General features: G+C 53.5%; 7 protein-coding genes. 4 read left to right on the top strand and 3 right to left on the bottom strand.

All coding sequences use genetic code 11. The features are described from left to right. Positions 1-292: 292 nt before the first annotated feature. Complete coding sequence (locus tag Poly59_RS10575) at positions 293-1678, top strand: sulfatase family protein (RefSeq protein WP_390621463.1); 1386 nt, start codon at positions 293-295, stop codon at positions 1676-1678. A gap of 43 nt (positions 1679-1721) precedes the next feature. On the opposite strand, the gene Poly59_RS10570 is transcribed toward Poly59_RS10575, so the two are convergent. The 3 genes from Poly59_RS10570 to Poly59_RS10560 are packed head-to-tail and all read right to left on the bottom strand — an operon-like array spanning position 1722 to position 7927. Next, entirely contained in the window at positions 1722-2582 is an 861-nt protein-coding gene (locus Poly59_RS10570) for a glycoside hydrolase family 16 protein (protein WP_186776156.1), read from the bottom strand. 60 nt (positions 2583-2642) lie between these two features. Further along, entirely contained in the window at positions 2643-6209 is a 3567-nt protein-coding gene (locus Poly59_RS10565; protein WP_246151536.1) for a hypothetical protein, read from the bottom strand. A 47-nt stretch (positions 6210-6256) separates the two neighbouring features. Further along, positions 6257-7927, bottom strand: a complete 1671-nt coding sequence (locus Poly59_RS10560) for an MFS transporter (RefSeq protein WP_246151535.1) — start codon at positions 7925-7927, stop codon at positions 6257-6259. Between the two features lie 279 nt (positions 7928-8206). Here Poly59_RS10560 and Poly59_RS10555 point away from each other — a divergent pair, with 279 nt between their 5' ends. The 3 genes from Poly59_RS10555 (at position 8207) to Poly59_RS10545 (ending at position 10848) form a co-directional block, all read left to right on the top strand. Further along, positions 8207-9208, top strand: coding sequence for a LacI family DNA-binding transcriptional regulator (locus Poly59_RS10555; RefSeq protein ID WP_146534012.1), 1002 nt, complete (start codon positions 8207-8209; stop codon positions 9206-9208). A gap of 149 nt (positions 9209-9357) precedes the next feature. Then, a complete protein-coding gene (locus Poly59_RS10550) occupies positions 9358-10581 on the top strand; it encodes a DUF1559 domain-containing protein (protein WP_146534011.1) in 1224 nt (407 codons plus the stop codon). A gap of 72 nt (positions 10582-10653) precedes the next feature. Next, positions 10654-10848, top strand: coding sequence for a hypothetical protein (locus Poly59_RS10545; protein WP_146534010.1), 195 nt, complete (start codon positions 10654-10656; stop codon positions 10846-10848). Positions 10849-10944 lie beyond the last annotated feature (96 nt).

The raw sequence follows: 10944 nt of genomic DNA, 5'->3' as shown, positions 1-10944 counted from the left end.
CATATCGCTGTCAGGAATGTCCCGGATCACCGGTGATCGTCGGGGTGCAGGAAGACTGGTGAAATGCGAGAAAAACGGTCTCGGCATCACAACGGATCTCTCCCGGCATTTAAGATCATCAGGTGCGTGACTCACGCCTATCGTATGCGATGTGTCGTTGGAAATGCTCTCGGATACCCGACTCAGAAATAGGTAAGTCGAGAGCTCATTTCATCGCTTGGGGGTGCGTCGCATACACACTGTTCTTTAATCCTTTGACCTAGAAAGAGTACCCGTGAATCGTTTCACATTCATCGCCGTCCTATTGACGTGTTTTGGCTCGACGCTTGTGCGGGCCGCCGAAACGGCGGCCACCAAGCCGAATATTTTGTTCATTTTTGCCGATGACTGGGGTTGGGGCGATCTGAGTTGTCACGGACATCCTTATGTAAAAACACCGAATATCGATCGATTGGCTCGCGAGGGTACTGACTTTCATCGGTTCACGGTCGCTAGCGGAGTTTGTTCGCCGAGCCGAACCGCGGTCATGACGGGACATTTTCCGGCACGGTTCAATATCGATGGGCACTTTGCCTGGGTGCCCAGCAATGCAAAACGGAACATGCCTGACTGGCTGGACACGAATGCGATAACCATGCCGAGGCTATTGCAATCGGCGGGATATGCGACAGGCCATTTTGGAAAGTGGCATTTGTCCAACGACATGATTCCCGATTCGCCGACGCCTTCGGTTTACGGTTACGACGCGTATGGTGCCTTTAATTGTTCGGGCGAACAAATGCCGGTTCACGAAGATGCGACGAACGCTGTGTCGTTTATCGAAAACAGTCAAAAAGCTGGCAAGCCATTCTTTGTCAACCTGTGGATTCACGAACCTCACACACCGTTTCACGTCGTTCCAAAGTATCGATGGCGATTCCGTGACAGCGGGCTCGGCGAAAATGACGAAATCTATGCATCGGTGTTGTCGCACGCAGACGATCGAATCGGCGAAGTTTTGCAGGCGCTTGAACGTTTGGACTTGGTCGACAATACGCTCGTCATTTTCAGCTCAGACAATGGGCCGGCGCGAGCAAAGTCGTCGGCGGCTCTCGACCTAACATACGATTCGGCAACCGGTGCCGGTTTCGGTATCGCAGCGTCCAAAGGCATCACGGCAGGACGAAAAGGCTACAAGGCTTCCTTGTTCGAAGGCGGCATCAATGTGCCGTTCATCGCTCGTTGGCCAGGTAAAATTGCTGCAGGCAAAGTTGACAACGATTTAATGATTTCGGCGGTCGACCTGTTGCCAACTTTTTGTGATATCGCCGATGTTGAACTTCCCGGCGGATATCAGCCCGATGGTATCGGCCAGCTTGCTGAGTTGACGGGGAAATCTAGCTTGGGACGCAGTAAACCGCTATTTTGGAAAATGTCCGGACATGGGAAGCCGGGGCAAGTTGAGTCTTACCACTGGGTTGCGTTCTGTGTCGTTAGTAAGAACTGGAAGCTGTTGGCGAGCCAAGATTCTTCTTACGTTGAACTCTATGACATTGTCGCTGATCCCTATGAAGCGACCGATCTTAGCGACAGCAAACCGGCGGTTGTCAAAGAGCTCGTAGGCGAGCTGAAAAAATGGAAAGCCACTTTGCCAGCTCACCCTGATGCGAAGAATTTTTCGTCACTGCGTCAGCAGTAGACTTGAATTCTGGACTGAATCAAGATGCTGATTGCAGGCGTGTTCATTGATAGACACGAACGAAATCAATCAGCATCTGTTGTGGGAACGATGTGGAGTCGTCGGGGGCGCCGACAAATCCGCCGCCGACGGCCAAGTTCAGCAACAGGTGGAACCGTTGGTCAAAGGGGGCTGGGAATTCGCCGCCTGCGGACGTCCAACTGGTCTGGGTTTGGTAAGGTTTTCCATCGACGGACCACGTGATTTTTCCTTCTTGCCAATCCATAGCAAAGGTATGGAAGTCGTCCGAAAAGTTGCCTTGGTCTAGCTTCATGCTCGCGCCGGTGTGCGTATTGTTGGGCCACACGCCGCCATAGTGCAAAGTTCCCAGAACTTCGTTGGGCGTTTGCCCGCGGTATTCCATGATGTCAATTTCACCGCTCGATGCCCAGGTACCGTACTTGTTGTCAGTCGGCAGCATCCAGATCGCCGGCCAGATTCCCTGTCCAATGGGTAGTTTTGCACGGACTTCGATGCGTCCGTATTTCCAATCGCCACGGTTCTTCGTGCGAACTCGGCCGGCTGAGTATTCGCGAGTCGTTCCGCTGATGCCAGCGTTATCGTGGCGAGCTTCTAAGACTAGGTTGCCGCCTTCGACTCGGACGTTTTCGCTTCGGTCGGTATAGATTTGCAGTTCTTGGTTGCCGCCACCAAACGCGTTCTCCTCGATGCCCCATTTGCTGTAGTCAAGGGAGGTGCCGTTAAACTCGTCGCTCCAAACCAGTTTTCTCGCCTTGTCATTTGCTTGATTGGCCGGCGAGATCGTCGAAGCGGCCTTGTCTTGGGCTGTCGCCGATGAAATCACAAACGCAAGGGCAAAGACGCCGGTGGAAACCGTTTTGGAAAGGTGTTTCGTGTTTTTCAAGATGACTCGCTTTAAAGTTAGCGGAGGGAATGGTTCGAACGAAGAAGGTGTTTGTAAGTCTCAGGTAGGGCAGAATCGGACTTCAATCAAAGTGATTTCGCCGCGGCGAGCGAATAGCGATTCGCTCTCCGGTGTGGTCAGCGCTAGATCGTCGCGAACCACTTGTGGTTGGTCTAAGCGATGGACGGTGATGCCAGGTTGATCGCTTTGGCAATAGACGATCGGAACTTGGCAAAGCGTCATGGCAAAGCATCCAGTCGGAACTGGCAGCGAGCTTCGGTTTCCCCCGACATCAACGAAGTCAAGCGACGAATCGTGTTGCATGAGTTCTGTGATGTCAAAAAAGATTGGATCAAAACGCAGTTGCCCATGCTTGATTCGGATCCCAATTTCGGACCATCGCGAGAGAATGTCTTCCTTCACTTGCCCGGTCATTCCAGGTTGCTGGACACCGGCGCCGGCGGGAGAATGTGAGTAGGGGTCGGATGGGAATGCGCCGTACTGGGACGGCGTCTTCGTCGATCCGATGCCACGACAAATGTCGCGATAGTGTTGCAGCAAGCCCGGCAGAGCCTGGGATCTGCCTCCGCGATTTGCTTCACGCTCTTCCACGCACAAGTTCATAACAGCTAACGCTAGTTTTGAAACCATGTGCCAATAAATCGACCCAAGTCCTTCGTAGCCAAAGAACGTGCCCGAGCGACCTGTAAAACTGCGATGCTGGAATGTGTCTTCGTAGATATCGACTAACAAGTCGCGTTCCGATGATGCTAGGTCGCGATACGTGGGCGTCGTTCGCAAGGTGTCTAGCGCATCTATCAAATCCGCAGAGTTGCAAAAACTGCGGTTGAAGTGAACGTTGCCCAGCACATCCCGTCGAACCAAAGTTGTATTTCCATCGGCCAGCATTTGCTGCACAAGCTTCGATCGCAACACCGATTCGGGACTGACATGGTTCTTGTCCAGGAATCGCGGCAACTCGCGGTCGGGGTAAAGCATGTAGCTTTGTTGATCGGCGCGGTACATCCGACTGCCGCGAAGCGAGTCAAGGACTGAGAGCGACTCGGCCGCTGTCAGCAGTCCGCTACTGAGTACCGCAACTTGACCTTCGAGCATTTCATAGAGGTGAATGACCGCAGCGCTATCGGAACTCAGATGCATTAGGTTGTACGCGTGGTACATGCCATCGTCGCGTCGATTTGACGCGATCGTGTGGTCGATCATGATTCTTGATCGTTGCAGCAGTTTGACCAAGGACTCGATCGGGACTGCCGTCTTTTCGCCAGACATTCCGGCAGCGTACAAGTTCGCTCGGTAATCCGATCCTGCATTCGCCAGCTGATTCAAAATTTGACGTCGTGTGACATCGTTGATCGGTCCTGTGAAACTGCTAGCGTGAGTCGTCACAATCTCGTTGATTCGATCGGCCAAGTCTGCAACTTCACGCGATAGGTTTGCAGACTCCGGGATAGATTCTTTGTCGCTTTCAAACCAATCGATCAGAAAGCTAAGGTACTGACGTAGGTAGCAAGCGGTTACTACCGATAGGCCATTACCGACCAAAGCGTTGTTGGCGTCGTTCCATTCGGGGCGCTGAGTGTTCAGCCACACGCCTCCGCCAGGCACAAAGTTAGTGAGCTTGGCCAGCACGGGAACGAGTAGTTTTTCGATCAGTTCGACGTGATAGGGTTCTTGGCCGTTTCGCCACAGTAGCGTTCCGTCGCTACCAATCGCTTCCACTCGGCGATCGATCTCCGCCGCTCGTGCCAAGTCGAAATCGATCGTTGTTTGAGGGTCTTGGAACAGAGATTCTGCCGAACGAATTCGATACGGAATGTCGGCGTACGTGCAAGTTGGCTGTGACAAACAATCGTTCAGACGAGACGGTGTCATTGCACGCCCGCGCTTTAGCAGTTCCAGCAAATAGATGATCTGGTGGTCGCCCCAGTATCCAATGTTCGCCCAGGGGTCATTGGTATCAGGGACTTCCCAGTCGAAACCATTTTTCGAGATTCGGTACGGATTGTGGCCGTCAGCCGTCGACGCGTTGACGAAGCGAAAGATCATGCTGACAGCGAATTGAGGGTACGAGACCGCCAGTGCTTCCCAGTTTTGAAAAATGTCTCGCCAATTGCCTTGGTAAGTCAAATTCGGTTTGCCCTCCTTGGTCCAAACGTCGATCGAGAATTCGTTCCACGGACGTGTGGGGTCGCCGTGCCGACGGCTGAACGTCAGCGGCAAGTACTCCGACGCGATTCGAATCAAATCCAGGTCGCCGGTTTGGAAGATTTCCGATTGCAGTCTGTCGATCCGTATCGTTTCCGGCAGATTTGCGAGAAACGTTTCGCATCGTTGGGCGACTGTACGATTGAGTTGCCGAGCATGATTTCGGAAATCTGCTGTGTCGACTTCATAGCCCCGCGCTGGGAATCCGCCCCGCATCACGTTGAACAGCACGCTGGACTGGTGCCGGTGGATGCGTGAACGATTCTCGCCCATTTGCCGTCCGTCTGTCGCCGACAATATCTCTAACAACTGGGCTTCATTCTCAGAAATATCGTCGGCAATTTGCTTGCCGATGTCCGTGCCGTGATCGGCAGCTTGGTTTGTCTGTTCGAGCAGTTTTTCTCGCAAATTGGTCACGTCGGTGTGGTCATAATTTACGTCCGCAACGATGGACCACCGAATCGTCTGGTGCGGCTCAGTTTCCAACTGCTTGGAAATGAAATAAGCGCCACGGCGTCCACGGACATCTCGTTCGGTTTTCAATTGATCACCACGGCGGATATTTTCCCACTGATCGTTGCTGATTGCGATCGCCGGGGTGTCGAGTCCGTGTTGCCAAGCCACCGATGTTGTTAGTCCTTCGTTGGGTTCGGCGCGGTCGGTCGGGATGGAACTGAGGTAGTACAGGCCAAGCCCGCATTCGCTTTCGAGTTCATTCTTTTTGTAGGCGTCTGCCAGGTTGCTGAATCGAAGTTGAAAGTCTTTTCCGAGGCCGCTCGGCAATAGGTTTTGCAGTCCATCGGTGACGGTTGTCTGGATTGTTTCGTTGGTCGTGTTAAGCAACTCACACTGTCGTATGAAGCCGAACTGATGCCCAGATGCCCACGTGTACCGAAAAACCAATCCCAGTTCGTGGTGGACTTCTTCGAATCGGATTTGATTTCCAATCGCATTCTTGTACAAGTTTTGCACACGAGTTTCGTCGCGAATGGGGGCAGCTGAAAATGGTTCCCAAAGCACTTCGTCTCCGTTTTGCTTGCTGATTCGCAGCAGAGTTTTGGGACCTGTGCTGGCTGAGGTGTCGACAATCTTGTCGGCGCTATAATAGGGAAACATCGCCGAGTCTGCGTTCTGGCGTCCGGCGGTCAGTGCCCCCTTGCTAGAGATGAACATCCAGTGATCGCTTGAACTGACGATGCTCATGAAGAATTCAGGCATCAAATGGCTGTTGGTGATGCGGTACCATGCTGCGTCCTCGATCGTTACGAACTCGCCCATGACGGGATTGTCCGATTCGGTGTTTGCGATGGCATTGTGTTGCATTGCGCTGTGTTGCATTGCGTTAGGGAATGGTTGGTTCGGGGCGATCGTGGCAGGCAATCGGAGGTCCAAGTGATTCATGAGTCAGCGCTTGGTAGGTTGCGATTCAAGTTGGGTGCGGACGGAGGCTAAGCGACAGTCGGTTCAGTTGCCTTGCGTGCTTGCAGGTCCGCCTCAATTTGCTGTTCAAGGCTGTGGCTGATGTTGTAAAACAGCATGCAAGCCGCCGCTGCCAACAGAAAGCCCGCAGGGATCACGCTCATCATCATGCAGAGGCCATTCAGGGTTGTGTCGGATTGCAGCTGGTCGACTCCGTCGATTGGTTGCGAATAGCTGTAAAAGTCCAGCGCGAATCCGGTCATTGCGGCGCCCACTGCACAGCCCATTTTTTGCGAGAACGTCGCAGCCGCGAAAACTAAACCCGTCGCGCGGCGATGAGTCCGCCATTCGGAATAGTCAGCCGTGTCGGCATACATCGCCCATAACAAAACGGGGATTGGGCCGCCGATAAACGATCCAGCGACTTGAAGTGCAAGCATTGCGTTGACTTGGTCTGGCTTTAGGAAAATAAAGCAACCGCATAGGATGCCGACACCGGCATTCAATCCGATCATCAGTGCCTTTTTGCCGAAGATTCGCGTGAGCGGTTTGGTCAGCAGCATGCCTGCGATCGCAGCAAAACTGCCGATCACCCAGAAATTCGGCGCTAGGCCTGCATCGCCACAGTAGTACTTGAAGTAGTACAGAATCGCGCCTCCGCGAACGAACAAGCCCGATAGTTGCAGTAGCCCGAATCCAAACAATACCATCCAAGGGCGGTTGTGAAGCAAGTCTATGAAATCGGATTCAAAGGTCGACGCTTCGGTGGAGTCTGCAAAACGATGAATCGCATATTTTCGAACACCCAGCATTAGCAAGTTGAGGGTCACGTAGCTGGCCAGGATCGGAATCAACGTCGATGCCGAGAACGCAGTTGCCAGGCAAGCAAGAAATGCGATGCCGCCGAGCATCAGTTGGTGCAGCAAGTTGTTGGTGAGCACAAACTTTAAATCGGCGCGGAACGTTGACTTCACGTCTGTTGCTGGCTGGACTCGTTCGGTGGTCGTTGCAAACGTGATCAAAAACAGAATCACAGCGGCGACCGAGAACACCAGCATGGTCCAGAAGAATCCCATCTGCTCGTTGATCACAATCTCTTTCTCGACACCGTCGACTAAGATTGTTTCGCTGCCGCCAAAGTAACGCACCATCCCCAGGGTGCAGTACTGGACCACAATGCCGCCGCAAAACGCAGCGATGAACCGGTACGTTGACACGCTGGTTCGTTCAATCGAACTGGAAGTGATCACGCCCATCAGCGCGCCGTACGGGATGTTGATCGCCGTGTACATCATCATCACCAATGTGTACGTGACGTAGGCGTAGATCAGTTTGCCGGTCGGCCCCAGGTCGGGCGTGAAGAACGTCAGCGTTCCAGTGATCGCAAACGGTAAAGCCATCCAAACCAAGTACGGGCGAAATCGACCCCAGGTCGTACGAGTACGGTCCGACAAGTAACCCACGAACGGGTCGTTGATCGCGTCCCAGATCCGCGTCACCAACATCAGCGTGCCCGCCGACTTGGCCGTCAAGCCGAAGACGTCGGTATAGAAGTACACCAGAAAGAACTCGAAAGTCTTCCAGTACAAATTCGAAGCGGTGTCGCCCAGGCCGTAGCCCACCTTTTCCCCAACGCTTAATTGACCGTTGGACACCGTTTTCGCAGCCGCAGTGGCACCGTTGGGCTCGGAATATGGCACTTCGGCGGTGCTCCGGTCAGTCGAATGAAGAGAAATTTGACACAAAGCTGCAAGCAGTTGCAGCGTAGCGGTGCTTAACGGCACCGTTATCGACATCGAAAGTACATTCGTTTGCAACCGGTTGCAACTTCATGGGGGTTGTTTTTGGTTGAAATGAAGTTTTTTTGTGAATTTTAAGAAACCGGTTGCATAATTGCGGGGTTGGGTGTACAGTCGAGCACAGGTGACTTGGTTTCCGCCTGTTCGGAACCTTCCCCGCTCTTTTCGCAAGCCGGTTTGATGAAGCTCAATAACACGACAATCAGTGACATTGCTGAGCGAGCAAACGTTTCGAAGAGTACCGTTTCGCGCGTGCTCAACGACAAGTCGATCGTCAACCAGCGGACTCGCACGACTGTGCTAGAAGCGATGGAGTCGCTCGGGTACGAGCCGAATATTTTCGCTCGCAGCCTCGCTAGCGGCCGGTCGATGACTGTCGGGGTGGTGACTCAGAAAATTGGTAGCCCGTTCTACGACACAATCATGCAGGGTGTGATTCAAGGTTTTTCCGGCACTGGCTACTCTCCATTGTTTGTCGATGGACAGTGGGAAGAAGGAACCGAGTTGCAGGTCATTCAGACCGTACTCGGTCGCAAAGTCGACGGGCTGCTTTTGCTTGGCGGTGACGTCTCGCTGTCGGATCTCGATCAGTTGCGGAAGCGATTGCCGACGATCGTCATCGGCAAGGAGCTTCCCGGCTGGGAAGGTCAGTGCGTTTACGTTGACAATCGGGCGGCGGCATATGAGGCAACCAAGCACCTAATTGACTTCGGGCATCGCGACATCGCGTTGGTCCGCGGAATCAAACATCACCAGGATGCGATTCGTCGATACGAAGGCTACGCCGACGCTTTGGCGGATTCGGGGATTGAATTGGATCCTGATTTGGTGATCGAAGGGAACTTTTCGGCCCAGTCGGGAATCTTGGCGGTTAGTTCTTTGTTGATGCGAGGCAAGGTGTTCACGGCGATTTTTTGTGCTAACGACATGGTTGCCTATGGCGCGCGTTTGGCGTTACAGCGAAGCGGAATTCGAGTCCCTGAGGATGTCTCGATCATTGGTTTTGACGATCAGGCTGAGTCCGCATTTGTGACTCCCCCGCTTACGACGGTGCGTCAGCCAGGGCACGAAATTGGCGTTGCCGCTGCGGCTGGTTTGTTGAGCTTGATGCGAGACGAACCCTGCGAACTTCCTGTCATGAAGGCAGAGTTGCAAAGGAGAGAATCGGTTGCCCGAATCTAGTTGGATCTGCCAGCGTGGGTTTGTTGGCCCATTCGGGACCATTCTGTTGAATCGCTTGAACGAGATCTTGTTGACTTGCGATCGAGTTGTCTGTCTGTCCCCTTAAGCAGTTGTTTCTTTACGTTTCCCTTATCTGAAGGTAGTGTTTCATGAGTCGTCCTAAGTCTCTTCGTTCGGGCTTCACGCTCGTCGAACTGTTGGTGGTCATTGCCATCATCGGTGTGTTGGTAGGCCTATTGTTGCCTGCCGTTCAAGCTGCCCGCGAAGCGGCTCGCCGCATGAGCTGCAGCAACAACTTCAAGCAAATCGGCCTTGGGGTCCACAACTATCACTCTGCGTTCAACCAGTTGCCCAAGCAGAAGAGCGGCACTGGCCTGTCGATGGGCGCCGGCAATTGGTGGGATGGTTCGTCCGTCACTAGTCAAAGTCAATTGAGCTGGCTGGTTGGTCTGACACCATTCATCGAGCAGCAAGCCCTTTGGGAGCAAATTGCTAACCCGAACGGATTCGAGTTGGTTGGCGGTGCCAAGCAAACTCGGACTCCACCGTGGAACGCGATGGGTCCTAAACCTGAAACGACGACCTACATTCCAGCGATGACTGAAGTTCCGTCGTTCCGCTGCCCTTCGGACCCAGGTCGTGGCTTGCCATCGATGGGACGCACGAACTACGCAGCCTGCCTTGGCGACTCGTTCTCGAAAGCAGAATCAGGCCCAGTCAACGCTCAGTTGGTCGTCAACTCGGGTGACGCAGAATGGTCTCGTGCCGGCCAACGCGGTGCGTTTGTTGTTCACACGAAGATGGCATTCCGCGACATTCTTGACGGTCTGTCGAACACGATCATCGCCGGTGAAATGAACACCGACCTTGGTGATCGCGACATCACTACAACGGCCGCTTACAACAAGAACGATCCATCAACCGGTGTCAAGGCGAAGCCTTCGGTGTGTCAAACCGACGGTTCGGTTGATCCACTTCGGCCTCGATTCTGGGCCTCGACGACACCGACCTTCGCGGTTGATCGCGGTGCGGATACCGGTCGCGGGTATCGCTGGATGTCGGGCGAGCACATGTACACCGGCATGATGACGATCCTGCCACCGAACTCGACTTTGTGTTACCAAGGCGACTGGGTTGGACAGGAAGGTATTGTTCCGCCAAGTAGTCGTCACCAAGGTGGGTGTCACGTGCTGATGGGTGACGGAGCCATTAAGTTTGTGACCGACTCGATCGAGTCTGGCAGCCTAACTACCAAAATGGTTGAGTACGGAAACGTTGCTCCGAATCCAGTTCCAGGTGCTCAGAGCCCGTACGGTCTCTGGGGATCATTAGGGACTCGTGCATCGAAAGAAACGATCGAAGAAGAGCTGTAAGATCTTCGACTTATTCAATGGCCTCATGCAGTATCAATCTGCATGAGGCCTCTTTTTATCAAGGCACAATTTATGAAAACATCAACCCCCAAACTGATCTTCGCCGCTTTGATGCTCGCGATGTCCGCAATCACTGGATGTGGTGGCGGCAACGAAGCAACTCTGGTCGAAGGCGACAACACGCAAATCGAACAGCAACGCATCGAACGGCAACAATCATACGCCGAAGCGATGAAGTCGGCAGATAAAGCCGGCCCCGGAAACTAAGTGTGACGCGGTGGTTTCGTCCGCAGTCAAAGAAGCGTCATTGAGCCGATTCGCAAATTGCGAGTCGGCTTGATTCGTTCGCGGAGGCTCTGTTTT

The organism is Rubripirellula reticaptiva (assembly GCF_007860175.1).
Taxonomy (GTDB): domain Bacteria; phylum Planctomycetota; class Planctomycetia; order Pirellulales; family Pirellulaceae; genus Rubripirellula; species Rubripirellula reticaptiva.
The sequence above is the reverse complement of the archived record's forward strand: the minus strand, read 5'-3'. Positions and strand labels throughout refer to the sequence as shown.

What these genes read in the sequence shown, in the direction of transcription:
- Poly59_RS10565 (WP_246151536.1), bottom strand. Translation starts at nt 6,209, where the DNA reads ATGAATCACTTGGACCTCCGATTGCCTGCCACGATCGCCCCGAACCAA.
- Poly59_RS10550 (WP_146534011.1), top strand. Translation starts at nt 9,358, where the DNA reads ATGAGTCGTCCTAAGTCTCTTCGTTCGGGCTTCACGCTCGTCGAACTG.
- Poly59_RS10555 (WP_146534012.1), top strand. Translation starts at nt 8,207, where the DNA reads ATGAAGCTCAATAACACGACAATCAGTGACATTGCTGAGCGAGCAAAC.
- Poly59_RS10545 (WP_146534010.1), top strand. Translation starts at nt 10,654, where the DNA reads ATGAAAACATCAACCCCCAAACTGATCTTCGCCGCTTTGATGCTCGCG.